This window comes from Pseudomonas sp. S3_B08 (assembly GCF_054667725.1).
In genome coordinates this window covers 5,472,441-5,489,934 of the sequence record NZ_CP162750.1, presented here as the reverse complement: position 1 = coordinate 5,489,934, position 17,494 = coordinate 5,472,441, and the positions used below count along the sequence as shown (strand labels likewise).

The window sequence follows — 17,494 nt, the reverse complement described above, 5'->3', positions numbered from 1 at the left end:
TTACGACTGTTCGATGGAAATTGTCATGTCCAGGTTTACTGCTGTCCCCTGCGCGGAATCTGCCCGCGCGCACTTTGCCCTGAACGAATCGCGGATTCGTTGCAGGCACGCTATTGCCGTCCTTTGCGGCGTACTGCTGACACCGCTGGCGCTGGCCGACGCTCACGCCGGCCATGAACATGAACTGAGCCCGACGGTGATCACTGCCATCGCTCCAAGCTCACCATTGACGATCGTCACCAACCCCAAGGATCCGCGCCAACCGGTGCCGGCCAGTGACGGCGGCGATTACCTGAAGACCATTCCCGGCTTCGCTCTGGTGCGCAATGGCGGCACCAACGGCGATCCGGTGCTGCGCGGCATGTTCGGTTCGCGGCTGAACATCCTCACCAACGGCAGCATGATGCTCGGCGCTTGCCCTGGACGGATGGACGCGCCGACCTCGTACATCTCGCCGGAAACCTACGACAGCCTCACGGTGATCAAAGGCCCGCAAACCGTCCTGTGGGGGCCGGGCGCATCGGCCGGTACGGTGCTGTTCGACCGTGAGCCGGAGAACTTCGGCGAACTCGGCACTCGCGTCAACGCCAGCCTCCTGGCGGGCTCGCATGGGCGTTTCGACAAGGTTGTCGACGCCGCTGCCGGCGGTCCTCTGGGTTACGTGCGGGTGATCGGCAACACTGCGCATTCCGATGACTATCGCGACGGCAACAACGACATCGTCGCCTCGCGTTACGACAAGTGGAACGGCGATGTCGCACTGGGCTGGACGCCGGATGCCGACACCCTGATCGAACTCACCGCCGGCAAGGGCGATGGCGAGGCGCGGTATGCCGGGCGCGGCATGGACGGTTCGCAATTCCTGCGCGAGAGCCTCGGTCTGCGCTTTGAAAAAACCAACATCAGCGACGTACTGGAGAAACTCGAAGCGCAGGTCTACTACAACTACGCCGATCATGTGATGGACAACTACACCCTGCGCACGCCCTCCGGCATCGGCATGATGGCGGGACCGATGGCGTCCAACGTCGACCGTCGTACCCTCGGTGCACGGATCAAAGCAACCTGGCGCTGGGCTGATGTTCAACTGATCACCGGCCTCGACGCACAGACCAACGAGCACCGTCAGCGCAGCTCAATGGGCATCGATACCTACAAGGAGCTGCCGTACAGCAAGGACGCCGATTTCCACAATTACGGTGTGTTCAGCGAAATGACCTGGTACGCCACCGAGCGTGATCGCTTGATCACTGGCGCTCGGGTCGATCGCGCCTCGGCCAAGGATTACCGGCAAACCACAGGGTCGGGGATGATGTCCCGCCCCAACCAGACCGCCGACGACAGCCGCGCCGACACGTTACCCAGTGGCTTCGTGCGCTATGAACACGATCTGGCCGACAGCCCGACCACGCTTTATGCAGGCCTCGGCCATGCGCAACGCTTCCCGGATTACTGGGAGTTGTTTTCGCCCAAGTCCGGCCCGGCAGGATCGGTCAACGCGTTCGACTCGATCAAACCGGAAAAGACCACGCAGTTCGACTTCGGCGTGAACTACAAGAGCGCCGACCTCGAAGCCTGGGCCTCGGGTTACATCGGTGTGGTACGCGATTACATCCTGTTCGACTACACGCCGGGAATGATGGGCATGAGCACCTCGCGCGCCGAGAACATCGACGCGCGGATCATGGGTGGCGAACTCGGAGCTGCCTACAACCTGACCGACAACTGGAAAGCCGATGCGACCCTGGCCTATGCCTGGGGCAAGAACAGCAGCGACGGCTCGGCATTACCGCAGATGCCGCCGCTGGATGCGCGCTTCGGCCTGACCTACAGCGAGGCCAAGTGGAGCGCCGGCGCATTGTGGCGAGTGGTCGCCGCGCAGCACCGCATCGACGCGAACAAGGGCAACGTGGTCGGCAAGGATTACGCCCAGAGCTCGGGCTTCGGCGTGTTCTCGCTCAACGGCGCGTACCGCATCAACCAGCACTGGAAGGTCAGCAGCGGCGTCGACAACCTGTTCGGCAAAGCCTACGCCGAACACCTGAATCTGGCCGGCAATGCCGGGTTCGGCTATCCGGCCAACGACCCGCAAGCGCTCAATGAACCGGGGCGCACGCTCTGGACCAAAGTGGATATGAGTTTCTGACACCCACCCATGTGGGAGCGAGCCTGCTCGCGAAGACGGCACCACGGTCGGCATCGATATCGACTGAACAACCGCTTCGCGAGCAGGCTCACTCCCGCAGGTAAACAGACAACGAAAAGAACCAAGCCCAGCGGAGCACACGTGATGCAAAAGCCTCAACCCAATTTCTACAACCTGGCCTGGCGCTGGCATTTCTATGCCGGGCTGTTCGTCGCGCCGTTCATGGTGATGCTGGCCCTGACCGGGATCATTTATCTGTTCAAACCGCAGCTCGATTCGCTGATGTACAGCAGCCTGCTCGAAGTGCCGGCCGGGCACCACACGGTGCCGGCCGATGACTTGCTGCAACGGGTGAAAAGCGCTTACCCACAAGGCCAGGTCACCCAGTACCTGCCGCCGGTGAATGCCGAGCGCAGCGCGCAATTCGTGGTGAAGAACGCCGGTCATGAACTCAACGTGTTCGTCGATCCGTACCACGGTGACATCCTCGGCGAGCAGGATGCCAAGCAAAACCTGCAAGCCATCGCCCGTGCGATCCACGGCGAATTGATGATCGGCACGGTCGGCGATCGCCTGATCGAAATGGCCGCTGGCTGGGGCGTGGTGCTGGTGGTGTCGGGGCTGTTTCTGTGGTGGCCGCGCGGTCAGGCGGCGGGCATCCTGTGGCCGCGTCTGAGCCGTCGCGGTCGGGTGTTGTGGCGCGATCTGCATGCGGTCACCGGTTTCTGGGGCGCGACATTGTTGCTGGTGATGTTGCTCAGTGGCATGACCTGGACCGGTTTCTGGGGCAAGCAATACGCGCAGGTGTGGAACGTGTTTCCGGCAGCGATGTGGGACAACGTGCCGACCTCCGACATCGAGGCACGCAGCCTCAACAGCGCGACCCGCCAGACCGTGCCATGGGCGATGGAAAATACGCCGATGCCGATGTCCGGCGACCACGCCGAACACATGAATCACGGCAATGCCCATGCCGGCCCCGCAGCACCCGCGATCAGCCTGCAGGACGTGCAGAACATCGCCAGTGAACGCAAGGTTGAACCGGGCTACAGCATCACCCTGCCGACCACCGCCACCGGCGTGTTCACCATTGCCGTGTTCGCCGATGACCCGCGCAACGACGCCACCCTGCACGTCGATCAGTACACCGGCAAGGTCCTCGCCGATGTCCGCTTCGAGCACTACGGCACCGTCGCGCGCGCCACGGAAATCGGCGTGATGCTGCACGAAGGCAAGATGTTCGGCACCTTCAACCAGATTGTCGTGCTGCTGATCTGCCTGATGATTCTGCTCAGCGCCGTCAGCGGCGTGGTGATCTGGTGGAAGCGTCGGCCTGAAGGCAAATTCGGTGTGCCGCCGCTGCGCCATGACCTGCCGAAGTGGAAAACCGGCGTGGCGATCATGCTGGTGCTGGCGGTGGTGTTTCCACTGGTGGGGGCGTCGCTGGTGGTGGTCTGGTTGCTCGACCGGTTTCTCGTGCCCCGACTTGGCGAGCGTTCCGCGCAGGTGCAGCGTTGATGTGACGGGCGCGGGCCGTTGCGGCGGCCCGCGCCTGTTCATTCATTTCATTTACAACTCGTCGCGCAAGCGCACGGTTCCGGGTGTCGGGGTCTGCTGACGACGGCTTCGCCAGGTAGTGTTCATGCGGCCGGTCTGGCGCCAGTAATAACCGCCGATCAGCACCCGAAACTCACCCAGCGCCATAAGCCGCGAAAGAAACTCTCCAGGGCTCAGCCGGCTGATCCAGCGTCCGCCCTCGAAAGTGGCTGAGCGGGTCAGCAACAGATCTCTTTCCGCCCTTGAATACACAGGTGTGTACTTGAGCAGCACATCGTGCGGCGTTGAATAGTAGTAGTGCAGGATATGCAGGCCTTTTTCCGTGGGTGCATGGGTGTGCGCATGCACCAGCGAAGGCGCAGCGTAATTGGCATAGACCTGATCCACGTCCGCCGCCAGCGTGGTGTTGCCCGAGACATGCAATTGATGGGTGGCCATCACCGAGTAACCCTCGGGGTAACGCGGCGCCGGATCGCGCCAACTGACAGCCGGATCCGCGACGGTACGCAGTATGCGCAACAGCGGATTGTCCTCGTTGGCGAGGTACACGATCGGCTCAAGCGGAACGAATCGAAGGCTGGACGGGTTCGCCAGAATCGCACTCTCATAACCGGTGCCTATTACCGCCTGGCCGGCTACCCGCCCATGAACATGGCAGGCGGCATCATCGGGATGATGAAAGACAGGTCCCAGCGCTGGCGCCGGATGCTCGCGCCAGCGTTGCTCACTGGACATCTCGGTCAGCCGTGGCTGCCAGTGTTCATCCACCTGACCATGCCGCGACCAGTATTCACTGGTTTCAATTACCTCAAGTCGGCCGGCATGAGCCATCCGTTGGACATAGTCGACAAATCTGAACGTACCACTGGCAATGCCCCGCTCATCGACCGCCGCTTCCACCTTCGACACAAAGGCATTGGGGCGCAGTTGCACTTGCCCGAACTCATCGTAGAAAGTGCCGGGCTCGAATGCATGCAGTTGCAATTTCAACAACGCGCCATCGGCGCAGGAGAAGTAGATCGGCCGGTACCCCTGGGGCGTGTTGGCCCATGCGCAGGCTGCCTGGACATCGTTGGGCAGCAGAAAAAAGTGCCGCATATCGTCCGGCCGCGCGCCCAGAGGTGGCAGCGCTGCTCGCAAATAAATGGCGCTCAGACTGAAGCCTGGCGGCAGCTTGCCCTGCTCGAACACTCGATCCAGCGCCAACCCCGAACGCTGCACCGCAACTGGCAGAGTGGACACCAACAGGTCTTCAGGGCCGTTCAAAACGTAGCCGAAGGTCTGCGTATCCCTGCTCAACGACAGTTGATGAGCGTACCGCGCGGCAGCGTCTGCCTGGATGAACAGCGGGCTGCCGACCGGGCGGCTCAACGCCTTGTCATAATCGGCGGCCGGCAACAGATCCCCAGAGTACGGTGCCCACTGGATTATCTGGCGCGGTTGCCCCCAGATCGCGCTTGCGGCGACCACCCACAGACGCCCGGCCCTGGCCAGATCGTTCACCCATTCGACGGGTTTCAATTGCCGATCGCGCAAGCGCTGTCTTATCGCTTTTGCATCGACGACGGACAGCCGCTCGCCCTGATCAAGCAGCTGCGAAAGCAGTTCGGCTTGCGGCCGATAGCCAATCACCGCGCCATCCGGACAGAACAGGTACTCATCCCGTGGGGCGGGTGTATAGCGAACCAGCGAACCGTCCGCCGCCACCCGGTATTCCTCTTTGATGCCGCGTTTGTTGAACGCCGACTCCAGCACCTCGACCGAAAACACGTTCTGGTACACCTGCTTTTGCACAGGCGCCAAGACCAATGACACCTCTTGGGCGACGCGCGAGCGGTACCGCGCCACGACGCGAAAACCCGCAGGAAACAATCCGGCGGCGCGACTTTCCTCAGGGCAGATATCGGCGAAATCGAAATCCTCATGGCTGACTTCAACGGGCACTGTGGCGACGTAGCGCTTATCGACCGTCTCCAGAATCAGCCCGCCATGCACCCTGTCGGTCACCAGAGGCACGAGCGTCCTGGCGTGGACGGCCGCGTCGTCAGCCGTCAGAAAGACCGGACCGAGCCGGCGCCGTTCGAGATTTGCGTACGGTTGCCAGGTGGCTGGCACCAGCCCCGCCCGGTCCCAGCACAGACCGGTGCGCATGACGGAAAGCTCGCCGCTGCTGGCGACCTCATGGATAAAGTCGGTCGGTAGACGGTTGCCAGCGGCCAGATCGCTTTTGATCTGTTCAAGCGTGCGCTGGGACGAGGCGTCATGAAACAGTTTGCTGGACTTGCTCCACACATATTTGAGCAAAGCACCATCGCGCACGGCGAGATAAAGCGCTGCGGGAGCGTCCGACACCATGACCGGGCGCCGGCCGCCGTAATACATCGAGGCTGTCAGGTGGTCCGGCGAGATGAAGTAATGCGCCAGCCAGTCATCCGGACTTTTCGTCGGATCACCGGCACGTTGCGATGCGTAGAAATTGCCGTGCAGTTCGAAGCCCTCGGGCAACGCATGCCACGGCTCTGAGGGCAGGTCGGCGAAAACCGAATCGAGCCTGAACAGATTTTTGCCTTGATCACTGACGGGCACCAGCTCGGTAGCCACATACTCTGGACGGCTCTTGTGCCTGAGAATGAAGCCGAAGTACGCGCGCGTTTCGCCCTGTGGACGAAAGTCCCCCATGCATCGATCCCGTGCAGCCTCATCCGCCGAGGGAAAAATCGCGCCGAATGCCACACCTTCCAGGCGTTTCCAGGGCAACGGCAACGTCAGCGGCGGCAACGGTATTTGCGGCTGCGGGAGTGGCGTGGGTTTGGGCAGGATCGGCTTGTCTCTGTCCGGCTGGGGATACAGAAGCGGCGGCAGTTGCACCACCGGCAACTGCGGCGCGGGCGAAGGCGCGGGCGTTGTACGCAGCGACCAGGTAGCCGGCACCCGCCCGCGATAGCCCCACAGTTCATTATCGATCAGAACCGTTAAACGTCCGGCCGCTGCCTGTTCACGTATGAAGTCCTGCGGGCGTTTACGGCCGCTGTCCAGTTCCAGCGCCAGGGCGCCCGGATGCTGGCGCGTGCCCAGGCGCCGGGCCAATTCCGCGGAGCCCGCAGATCCGTTGACCTCATACCTGACGAGACTGTCCGGCGCCGCGCTGACATACAAGGCAATCTCGTCGAGCAGGACTTGCCTGACCTCCGCCACACTCAACATCTGCAAGCTCACAGCCGCTTCCTGATACGCCCAGCCAAAAAGCTCCGTATCCACCGGCAAAAGTTGCGACATGGCAATGTGAGAGACGTAACGGGCGTGCAGCGCATGGTCGTCGGGAAAGACCGGACGCCCATGATTGTCCATCGGATAAAGCCTGCCCTGACTGAGCGTGTCGATATCTCCCGGCAACGGTTCGGTCACCACGAAACGCTTGTCGCTGCGCTGAAAAACATACCCGGCGTACGGTTTGTCACGGCGCAGGCCGGCGAGTTCATGGGCATGGCGCACGGCATCATCGGCGCACAGAAAAGCGCCGCTCAATCGCGGCCAGGGGAAGTTCGCGAAGGGTTGCCATTGCAGATCCACCGGCCCCAGATGCGCCCACAGCGCACTGCCGCGCACGACCTCCAGGGTGCCGGCCAGTACCAGCATCGAGACAAATGCGCGGGTATCCAGTGTGCCGGCCGCCAGCCTTGCCTGCACCCCATTGTCACCGACCGTGCCGTCCGACTGCGTAACGCTCAGTGCCGCTTCGATCGAATCGCCGCTGAAGCGGTACTTCAACATCGCATGATCCTGCGCCCGCATGTACAGCGACAACGCATGTCCCGCTTTCGCCAGATGTTTGCTGCGGGCATTCGCTTCGATAGCGACGGCGATCTCCCGGGGCGTGAAGAAGTTCTCGTAGAGCCACGGCTGACCGGGTGAAAACTGCGCAGGGTCGGGCCGCGAGGCGAAGTAGAAGCCCTCCAGCAAATACCCCCTCGGCAGCTGCAATTGCCCTTGGGCATCAACCGGAAATATTCGCTCAGGATCCCATGCAGCCAGTCCGGCCGGGCGCGCATGGGTGGCGACATACTCCTCGCCAATCAATTTTTTCAATATCAGGCCCGTCGTCTGTGCGCCTCTGGATTTCAAGGCGGCAAGCACGGCGCGTTCGGCATTGACGCATACCCGGGTCATCAGCGGCAGTTCGGTGACCACACCCGTGGAGAACGACGCCCCGGCCTTCCAGTCCGCAGGTACGCGCCCCACCGAGTAGCCCCAGTCGGCATTCGAAACAATGATTTTGAGTTCACCCACGGTCGCCAGCTTGTTGATCACCGCCATCACGTCATAGGCCCCCGCCGGATGGCCCGACGGCCCGCCGGACTGCTGCCAGAGGAAGTAGTCGCGTTCCTCGGGCGAGCCGCTCGAGACGTATTTGAGCAAGCTGCCATCCGGGCCTGAAAGGTAAGCGCTGCGGAAAAAATCCCGCGCCGACACATCGCCAATGAAATCGCCGCCTGAATAGAAGCTCATGAACAGCCTGAGCAGGGTTTCATCCTGACGCCGATTGCCGTTGCGGAACTGGTCATGTAGCGGCGGATGGCTGTGTACGCTGGCGATACATCGGTAGCCCAGCGGATGGAGCATGCCGCCAAGGGCATCGGTCTGCACAATCGTGCCGAAGTCGAAGCGCGTGGCTTCTCCTGCGATGGGAGAGGTGGCGAGGAATTTCCCGTCCGGTCGCAGCAGGATCACGCTGCCGTACTCTTTGTCCGGGTTGAGTGGAATTCGTGTGTGCACCCAATAGGCGGCGTCTTCTTCAGTCAGAAAAGCCGGGCTCAGTGGGGGCAGCTTGAACGTTGCTGAAGAACTTGCGGTACGACCGGATCGGCCTGAGACATGACTCATAAAAACCTGCGCTGAGAATCGGATGAGCAACTGAGTGTGGCCCTTCGGTTTTCTCGAGCTGTGGTACAGGGTTATCGCTTTTGTATCCGCATCTGAGTGCCAGCGGGCGCCCCAATCTGGCGCAACTCGACGCACCATCGCCCGCCTGCCGTCCCCTCCTGGTGCACGCATTCAGCGCGCAAGCGCTCTGGCACGACATTTTCTTGCCTGAACGCGACCGGGCACAGCCTTTGCAAAACACAGCTTCAGTCGTCCGCATCTGCCAACCAGAAAAAATCGAATGTTCATGGAGATCGCACAATGAAGCGTCGCAGTTTGATCAAGGCTTTCACACTCACGGCATCCATTGCCGCGATGGGCATGACCTGGACTGTCCAGGCCGCCGAGACCATCAAGGTCGGGATTCTGCATTCGTTGTCCGGGACCATGGCGATCTCCGAAACGTCGCTCAAGGACATGGCGCTGATGACCATCGACGAGATCAACGCCAAGGGCGGTGTGAACGGCAAGATGCTCGAGCCGGTGGTGGTCGACCCCGCTTCCAACTGGCCGCTGTTCGCTGAAAAGGGCCGACAGCTGCTGACCCAGGACAAGGTCGCGGTGGTGTTCGGCTGCTGGACCTCGGTATCGCGCAAATCGGTATTGCCGGTGTTCGAAGAGCTCAACGGCCTGCTGTTCTACCCGGTGCAGTACGAAGGCGAAGAGATGTCGCCGAACGTCTTCTACACCGGCGCCGCGCCGAACCAGCAAGCGATCCCCGCCGTTGAATACCTGATGAGCGAAGAAGGCGGCAGCGCCAAGCGCTACTTCCTGCTCGGCACCGACTACGTCTACCCGCGCACCACCAACAAGATCCTGCGCGCGTTCCTGCATTCCAAAGGCGTGGCCGACAAGGACATCGAAGAGGTCTACACGCCGTTCGGTCACAGCGATTACCAGACCATCGTTGCCAACATCAAAAAATTCTCCGCCGGCGGCAAGACTGCCGTCATCTCCACCGTCAACGGCGACTCCAACGTGCCGTTCTATAAAGAGCTGGCCAACCAGGGCCTGAAAGCCACCGACGTACCGGTGGTGGCGTTCTCGGTCGGCGAAGAAGAACTGCGCGGCATCGACACCAAACCGCTGGTGGGCAACCTCGCGGCGTGGAACTACTTCGAGTCGGTGGAGAATCCTGCGAACAAGAAATTCGTCGCGGACTGGAAAGCCTATGCGAAGAAACACAACCTGCCTGGCGCCGATAAAGCCGTGACCAACGACCCGATGGAAGCCACCTACGTCGGTATCCACATGTGGGCGCAAGCGGTCGAGAAAGCCAAATCCACTGACGTCGACAAGGTTCGTGAAGCACTGGCCGGGCAGACCTTTGCTGCGCCGTCCGGTTACACGTTGACCATGGACAAGACCAATCACCACCTGCACAAGCCAGTGATGATCGGCGAAATCCAGAGCGACGGGCAATTCAACGTCGTGTGGCAGACCGAAGGCCCGATCCGCGCGCAACCGTGGAGCCCGTACATTCAGGGCAACGACAAGAAGCCGGATTATGCGGTGAAGAGCAACTGAGGCGAATTCAGTTTTTGAGGCGAGCATGAGACTTTCCCCTCACCCCAGCCCTCTCCCTCAGGGAGAGGGGGAAAGGGAGCCGATCTTCATGCTCTTCAGACCCTGAGTTCGACTCGAGTTCGCAGGTCGCAGCACATCGTCCAGACACCTCGGTCAGTCCCCTCTCCCTCCGGGAGAGGGTTAGGGTGAGGGGGCGGTTGAACAGGACACCACTAATGCCCACTGCCATACACCCCGTACTTCTCGCCATCGCACTGTTGCTGCCACTCCTGGCCCACGCCGGCGACGCCGAAGACTTCGTCGCGGCCAACCCGATGCAACAGGCCAAACTGCTGGAAGCCTGGGCCGCGCAGCCCGATCCGGCGCGTATCGAGTTGCTCAACGCCCTGCAACAAGGCGAACTGACGATCGACGGCCAAGCGAAAACCCTGCGCCTGAACAATCGCCTGCGGGGTCTGATCGACACCGCAATGGCCAGCCATCAATTGCTCGCCGCTGACAGCAAGATCCGTCTGGGCGCCGCGCAGCAATTGCAGAAAAGCGCGAAACCCGCGCAGCTGAAATTTCTCGACCGGCAACTCGCTGGGGAAAAAGATCAAAGCGTGCATGCCGCCTTGAGCCTGGCGCTGGCCAATCTGCAACTGGTCGACAGCGACCCGGCGGTGCGCCTCGCGGCGGTACGTCTGCTCGGTGAAACCGGCGACCCGCTGGCACGCACGCGTCTTGAAGGCCTGCTCGAGCCCGGCATGGAAAGCGATGCCGGCGTGCGCACCGCCGCCGAAACCAGCCTCGCTCAGGTCAAGCGCAAGCTGCTGATCGGCGAAGTGCTCGGCCAGGCCTTCAGCGGCATGTCGCTGGGCTCGATTCTGCTGCTCGCGGCCCTCGGCCTGGCGATCACCTTCGGCCTGCTCGGGGTGATCAACATGGCGCACGGCGAGATGCTGATGCTCGGCGCCTACTCGACCTACGTGGTGCAGTTGATGTTCCAGCGTTACGCGCCGCAAGCCATCGAGTTTTATCCGCTGATCGCGCTGCCGGTAGCGTTTTTCGTCACCGCCGCCATCGGCATGGCCCTGGAGCGCACAGTCATCCGCCACCTTTACGGTCGGCCACTGGAAACCCTGCTCGCGACCTGGGGCATCAGCCTGATGCTGATCCAGCTCGTACGGTTGGTGTTCGGCGCGCAGAACGTAGAAGTAGCAAATCCGGCATGGCTGTCCGGCGGCATTCAAGTGCTGCCCAATCTGGTGCTGCCGTACAACCGCATCGTCATCATCGCTTTCGCATTGTTCGTGGTGGTGCTGACCTGGCTGTTGCTGAACAAAACCCGCCTCGGCCTCAACGTCCGCGCCGTCACTCAGAACCGCAACATGGCCGCCTGCTGCGGCGTGCCGACCGGGCGCGTGGACATGCTCGCCTTTGGTCTCGGCTCGGGCATCGCCGGGTTGGGCGGCGTGGCGCTGAGCCAGATCGGCAACGTCGGTCCCGACCTTGGCCAGAGCTACATCATCGACTCGTTCCTGGTGGTGGTGCTCGGCGGCGTCGGCCAATTGGCCGGTAGCGTGCTCGCCGCATTTGGCTTAGGGATCGCCAACAAGATTCTCGAACCGCAGATCGGTGCGGTGCTCGGCAAGATCCTGATCCTCGCGCTGATCATTCTGTTCATTCAGAAACGTCCGCAAGGCCTCTTCGCACTGAAAGGACGGGTGATCGACTGATGAACCAGCCTCTGTTAGTCACGGCCACACAAAAGGCCGGGCCAAAAGTCACGCTCGCGGTCGGCGGGGTGATTCTCGCGCTGCTGATCGTTCTGCCGCTGCTCTCGTTGTTGTCGCCGGACAATGCCCTGCACGTCTCGGCCTACACGCTGACCCTGGTCGGCAAAATCCTCTGCTACGCCATCGTCGCCCTGGCGCTGGATCTGGTCTGGGGCTATGCCGGCCTGCTGTCGCTGGGCCACGGCCTGTTCTTCGCCCTCGGCGGGTACGCGATGGGCATGTACCTGATGCGTCAGGCGGCCGGCGATGGCTTGCCAGCGTTCATGACTTTCCTGTCGTGGAGCGAATTGCCGTGGTACTGGACCGGCACCAGCAGCTTCCTCTGGGCCATGTGTCTGGTGGTGCTGGCGCCGGGATTGCTGGCGCTGGTGTTCGGCTTCTTCGCCTTCCGTTCGCGGATCAAAGGCGTGTATTTCTCGATCATGACCCAGGCCCTGACCTTCGCCGGCATGCTCCTGTTTTTCCGCAACGAGACCGGTTTCGGAGGCAATAACGGCTTCACCAATTTCCGCACGATCCTCGGTTTCGGCATCACCGAACCGGGCACGCGCGCGGTGTTGTTTCTGGCCACGGTGTTGTTGCTGGTAACCAGTCTGTTCATCGGCTGGCGCCTGGCGCAGAGCAAGTTCGGTCGCGTGCTGACAGCGCTGCGTGATGCGGAAAACCGTTTGATGTTCTGCGGCTACGACCCGCGCGGTTTCAAGCTGTTCGTCTGGGTGCTGAGTGCGGTGCTGTGCGGTCTCGCCGGAGCGCTGTACGTGCCACAAGTCGGCATCATCAACCCCAGCGAAATGTCGCCGACCAACTCGATCGAAGCGGCGGTGTGGGTCGCCCTTGGCGGGCGCGGCACGCTGATCGGGCCGCTGCTCGGCGCCGGCGTGGTCAACGGCATGAAGAGCTGGTTCACCGTGGCCTTCCCGGAATACTGGCTGTTCTTCCTCGGTGCGCTGTTCATCGTCGTGACGTTGTACCTGCCCAAGGGCGTGATCGGTCTGCTGAAGAAACGAGGTGAACAATGAGAGTCACAGCGAGTGCTGAATTCATGCTGGAGCCGGCGTTTTTCCCCGTGGAACCGAACAAGGACGAAGGCACCAGCCGCGACTCGATCGGCCTCGGCCAGCGCGTCGGTCCGGGCCTCGATACGCGTCACGGCACGATCCTCACCCTGGAGGACATCAGCGTCAGCTTCGACGGCTTCCGTGCGTTGAACAATCTCAACCTGTACATCGGCGTCGGCGAACTGCGCTGCATCATCGGCCCCAACGGCGCGGGCAAAACCACGCTGATGGACGTGATCACCGGCAAGACCCGGCCCAGCCATGGCAAGGCCTGGTTCGGCGAAACCTTGGACCTGACGCAGATGAGCGAAGTGCAGATTGCCCAGTCCGGCATCGGCCGCAAGTTTCAGAAGCCAACGGTGTTCGAAGCCTTGAGCGTGTTCGAAAACCTTGAGCTGGCGCAGAAGACCGATAAGTCGGTGTGGGCCAGTTTGCGTGCACGCCTGAGCGGCGAACAGAAGGACCGCATCAGCGAAGTGCTCGAGACGATTCGCCTGACCACCTCGGTCAATCGCCAGGCGGGCTTACTGTCCCACGGCCAGAAGCAGTTCCTCGAGATCGGCATGCTGCTGATGCAGGACCCACAACTGCTCCTGCTCGACGAACCGGTGGCGGGCATGACCGACGCCGAAACCGAGTTCACTGCCGAGCTGTTCAAATCGCTGGCGGGCAAGCATTCGTTGATGGTGGTCGAGCACGACATGGGTTTCGTCGGCTCGATTGCCGACCACGTCACGGTGCTGCATCAGGGCAGCGTTCTGGCGGAAGGCTCGCTTGAGCAAGTGCAGGAAAACGAGCGCGTGATCGAGGTCTACCTCGGCCGCTGAACATTGCGAATACAAAACCTGTGGGAGCGAGCCTGCTCGCGAAAGCGGTGCATCAGGCGATGAACATGCTGAATGTCACACCGCATTCGCGAGCAGGCTCGCTCCCACAGGGTTCTGTGTGCAACAGAAGGAATTCGAACATGCTGCAAGTCGACAAGCTGCATCAGTACTACGGCGGTAGCCACATCCTGCGCGGCCTCAGCTTCGACGTGAAAGTCGGCGAAGTCACGTGCCTGCTCGGGCGTAACGGCGTGGGCAAGACCACCCTGCTCAAATGCCTGATGGGCCTGCTGCCGGCCAAGGAAGGCGCGGTGAACTGGGAAGGCAAACCGATCACCACGTTCAAACCGCATCAGCGCGTGCATGCCGGTATCGCCTACGTGCCGCAGGGCCGTGAGATCTTCGGGCGCCTGACGGTAGAAGAAAATCTGCTGATGGGCCTGTCGCGCTTTCCAGGCTCAGAAGCCAAGGAAGTTCCAGGTTTCATCTACGAATTGTTCCCGGTGCTGCTACAAATGAAGCAGCGCCGTGGCGGCGATCTGTCCGGTGGTCAGCAACAGCAACTGGCGATCGGCCGGGCATTGGCCAGCCGCCCGCGCCTGCTGATTCTTGATGAGCCCACCGAAGGCATTCAACCGTCGGTGATCAAGGAAATCGGCGCGGTGATCAAGCAGCTCGCGGCGCGCGGTGACATGGCGATTCTGCTGGTCGAGCAGTTCTACGACTTTGCTGCAGAACTGGCCGATCAATACCTGGTGATGTCGCGGGGCGAGATCGTTCAGCAGGGTCGCGGTGAAAATATGGAGGCCGAGGGTGTACGCGGGCTGGTCACGATCTAACGCGCCGGTCTAATCTGTAGCTTCCTAACGATAATCACAAACCATGAATTCGATTGTTGCACCTGCCCTGTTTACCCCGAGCTGGCACGCCGAGCTGGAACTGGCGTACGCGCGTTTCGGCGATTGCACGCGTCCGGTCATGCGCCGTCACCTCGGCCCGCTGCGCGTGCAAAAGCATCTGTACGCCGAAGGCCCGCAAGTCTGCCAGCACATCATCGTCCATCCGCCGGGCGGAATTGCCGGTGGTGATCGGCTCGATATCAGCGCCCGCGTCGAACACAACGCCTGGGCGCAAATCACCAGCCCCGGCGCCGCCAAGTGGTATCGCGCGGGTGGGCCGGCGTATCAACAGCTCGACTTGAAAGTCGCTGCCGGTGCGACACTGGAATGGCTGCCGCAGGAAACCATCGTCTACAGCGCCGCGCAGGCCGAGTTGACCACAACGATCGAGCTTGAAGGCGATGCGCGGCTGTTCTACTGGGACGTGGTGGCGCTCGGTCGGCCGGCCAGCGGCGAGCGTTTTGACCTCGGGCATTTTCAGGCGCACCTGGACATCCGCCGCGACGGTCGGTTGCTCTGGCACGAACGGCAGCGCATTGTCGGCAACGATGGTTTGCTCGACTCGCCAATCGGGCTGGATGGGCAACCGGTGTTCGCGACGATGCTGGTGACCGGTGAGATAGACGCCGAGCTGCTGGAGCGTTGCCGCTCGCTGGGGCATGAGGTGCGCGGGGATCTGACGCAATTGCCGGGACTGCTGGTGGCTCGTTGCCTGGCCAGTGAGGCGTTGCTCGTCCGCGCCTGGCTCATCGATTTGTGGCGATTGCTCAGACCTGCGCTGCTGGGGCGCGAAGCTATCGCGCCAAGAATATGGAGCACCTGAAACCCCGACCCTCACCCCCCGCCCTCTCCCGGAGGGGAGAGGGAGCCTGACCGAGTCGTCTGAAATAAATTTATCTGCCTGAACGAATATTGCTGACTGAATTGGCCATTGAAAACAACCAAGATCAGTCCCCTCTCCCTCGGGAGAGGGCTAGGGTGAGGGGCTGCTCCAACTGGCACCCCACACTTCTCGAGAGCCACCCGAATCTGCCCTGATGGAACCCGAACCATGGACCTGACCCCACGCGAAAAAGACAAGCTGCTGATCTTCACCGCCGGCCTCGTCGCCGAGCGGCGGCTGGCCCGTGGCGTAAAACTCAACTACCCGGAAGCCATGGCCTACATCTCCGCCGCGCTGCTGGAGGGTGCCCGCGACGGCCAGACCGTGGCCGAGCTGATGCACTACGGCACCACCCTGCTCAGCCGCGAACAAGTGATGGAAGGCATCCCGGAGATGATCCCGGAAATCCAGGTCGAGGCGACGTTCCCCGACGGCACCAAACTGGTCACCGTTCACCAGCCGATCGTCTGAGGCCGCGCCATGACTTACGCCATTCGCGATGCAACCCGGGCCGACCTGCCGGCGATCCGCGACATCTACAACGACGCCGTGCTCAACACCACGGCGATCTGGAATGAACAAGCGGTCGACCTCGGCAATCGCCAGGCATGGTTCGACGCGCGTCAGTTGCAGGCGTACCCGATTCTGGTGATCGTCGACAGCCACAACGCGGTGCTGGGTTACGCCTCGTTCGGCGACTGGCGGCCGTTCGACGGTTTCCGCCACACCGTCGAGCACTCGGTGTACGTGCGCAGCGATCAACGCGGCAACGGCCTCGGCCCGCAACTGATGACCGCGTTGATCGAACGCGCCCGCGCCTGCGGTAAACACGTCATGGTCGCTGCCATCGAGAGTGGCAACGCCGCGTCGATTCGCCTGCACCAGCGCGCCGGTTTCAGCGTCACCGGGCAGATGCCGCAAGTGGGCACCAAGTTCGGCCGCTGGCTCGATCTGACCTTCATGCAGTTGACCCTCAACCCCGGCGCACAGCCGCCGGATACTCACAAGGAGTGATGTCGATGAACGCCGCCCAGTTGCGCCGCGTCAACGCTGAAAGCTTTGCCCACTATCGCCAGGGCCTGATCGACCTGCTGCTCGACGCCGTCGGTTACGGCGCCAGCGTCGGTTTTATGGCCGACCTCGATGAGGTGCAGGCGCGCGCATATTTCGATGAGGTGCAGGACAACATCAACAAGGGCAGCACGCTGCTGTGGGTGGTGGTGAAGGACGAGCAGGTGCTGGCCAGTGTGCAATTGGGTCTGTGCCAAAAGGCCAACGGTCTGAACCGCGCCGAAGTGCAGAAGCTGCTGGTACGCGAAGACGCCCGGCGGCGCGGCCTCGGTCAGCAACTGATGCAGGCGCTGGAACTCGAAGCGCCCAAGCACAAGCGCGGCATGCTCTATCTCGACACCGAAGCCGGCTCGCCGGCGGAAGATTTCTACAAGGCGCTGGGCTACGTGCGCGCCGGCGAAATCCCTGATTACGCCTGCGACCCCAACGGCACCTATCGCCCGACCGCGCTCTATTACAAAGTCCTGCAAGGAGCCCAGCGATGATTCCTGGCCAATACCAGATCCAGCCCGGCGACATCGAACTCAACGTCGGCCGTCGCACCCTCAGCCTGAAAGTCGCCAACAGCGGCGACCGGCCGATTCAGGTCGGCTCGCATTTCCACTTTTTTGAAACCAACGACGCGCTGACCTTCGATCGCGCCGCCAGTCGCGGCATGCGCCTGAATATTCCCGCCGGCACGGCGGTGCGCTTCGAGCCGGGCCAGAGTCGTGAAGTCGAACTGGTGGATTACGCCGGGCATCGCCGGGTGTTCGGCTTTGCCGGCCGCATCATGGGTGATCTCTAAACAACACGGTGCCCGCTCTGGCCCCTTCGCGAGCAGGCTCG

At 62.0% G+C, this 17,494-nt stretch carries 13 protein-coding genes; 12 read left to right on the top strand and 1 reads right to left on the bottom strand.

The window, feature by feature from the left end; translation table 11 throughout:
* Positions 1-25: 25 nt before the first annotated feature.
* Positions 26-2,146: a TonB-dependent copper receptor gene (locus tag AB4N73_RS24710; RefSeq protein WP_460142666.1), complete on the top strand. Its 2,121-nt coding sequence runs from the start codon at positions 26-28 to the stop codon at positions 2,144-2,146.
* A 144-nt stretch (positions 2,147-2,290) separates the two neighbouring features.
* Complete coding sequence (locus tag AB4N73_RS24705; protein ID WP_252885241.1) at positions 2,291-3,664, top strand: PepSY-associated TM helix domain-containing protein; 1,374 nt, start codon at positions 2,291-2,293, stop codon at positions 3,662-3,664.
* 51 nt (positions 3,665-3,715) lie between these two features.
* Here AB4N73_RS24705 and AB4N73_RS24700 read toward each other — a convergent pair whose 3' ends face one another.
* A complete protein-coding gene (locus tag AB4N73_RS24700) occupies positions 3,716-8,722 on the bottom strand; it encodes a DUF4329 domain-containing protein (RefSeq protein ID WP_460142665.1) in 5,007 nt (1,668 codons plus the stop codon).
* Positions 8,723-8,884: 162 nt separating this feature from the next.
* On the opposite strand from AB4N73_RS24700, the gene urtA reads away from it, so the two are divergent.
* From urtA to AB4N73_RS24650, 10 genes are all read left to right on the top strand, one after another.
* Entirely contained in the window at positions 8,885-10,150 is a 1,266-nt protein-coding gene (gene urtA, locus AB4N73_RS24695) for an urea ABC transporter substrate-binding protein (protein ID WP_016771886.1), read from the top strand.
* Positions 10,151-10,365: 215 nt separating this feature from the next.
* Positions 10,366-11,868 (top strand): urea ABC transporter permease subunit UrtB, encoded by a 1,503-nt coding sequence (gene urtB, locus AB4N73_RS24690; protein WP_460142664.1) that lies wholly within the window; start codon positions 10,366-10,368, stop codon positions 11,866-11,868.
* On the top strand, positions 11,868-12,947 hold the full coding sequence (gene urtC, locus AB4N73_RS24685; protein ID WP_095180932.1) for an urea ABC transporter permease subunit UrtC: 1,080 nt from the start codon (positions 11,868-11,870) through the stop codon (positions 12,945-12,947). Before urtB ends, urtC begins: the two co-directional genes overlap by 1 nt.
* Positions 12,944-13,813 (top strand): urea ABC transporter ATP-binding protein UrtD, encoded by an 870-nt coding sequence (gene urtD, locus AB4N73_RS24680; protein ID WP_016771888.1) that lies wholly within the window; start codon positions 12,944-12,946, stop codon positions 13,811-13,813. The genes urtC and urtD overlap by 4 nt, the downstream gene beginning before the upstream one ends.
* A gap of 140 nt (positions 13,814-13,953) precedes the next feature.
* A complete protein-coding gene (gene urtE, locus AB4N73_RS24675) occupies positions 13,954-14,652 on the top strand; it encodes an urea ABC transporter ATP-binding subunit UrtE (RefSeq protein WP_016771889.1) in 699 nt (232 codons plus the stop codon).
* 43 nt (positions 14,653-14,695) lie between these two features.
* Positions 14,696-15,535, top strand: coding sequence for an urease accessory protein UreD (locus AB4N73_RS24670; protein WP_460142663.1), 840 nt, complete (start codon positions 14,696-14,698; stop codon positions 15,533-15,535).
* Positions 15,536-15,763: 228 nt separating this feature from the next.
* Positions 15,764-16,066 carry an urease subunit gamma gene (gene ureA, locus AB4N73_RS24665; RefSeq protein ID WP_003221215.1) on the top strand — a complete coding sequence of 101 codons (303 nt, stop codon included), beginning with the start codon at positions 15,764-15,766 and terminating at the stop codon, positions 16,064-16,066.
* Positions 16,067-16,075: 9 nt separating this feature from the next.
* Positions 16,076-16,609, top strand: coding sequence for a GNAT family N-acetyltransferase (locus AB4N73_RS24660; RefSeq protein ID WP_252877350.1), 534 nt, complete (start codon positions 16,076-16,078; stop codon positions 16,607-16,609).
* Positions 16,610-16,614: 5 nt separating this feature from the next.
* Positions 16,615-17,151, top strand: a complete 537-nt coding sequence (locus AB4N73_RS24655) for a GNAT family N-acetyltransferase (RefSeq protein WP_236169796.1) — start codon at positions 16,615-16,617, stop codon at positions 17,149-17,151.
* The gene (locus tag AB4N73_RS24650) at positions 17,148-17,453 is read left to right on the top strand and encodes an urease subunit beta (protein ID WP_095180936.1); all 306 of its coding nucleotides are present in this window, start codon (positions 17,148-17,150) and stop codon (positions 17,451-17,453) included. Before AB4N73_RS24655 ends, AB4N73_RS24650 begins: the two co-directional genes overlap by 4 nt.
* The last annotated feature ends 41 nt before the right edge of the window (positions 17,454-17,494 follow it).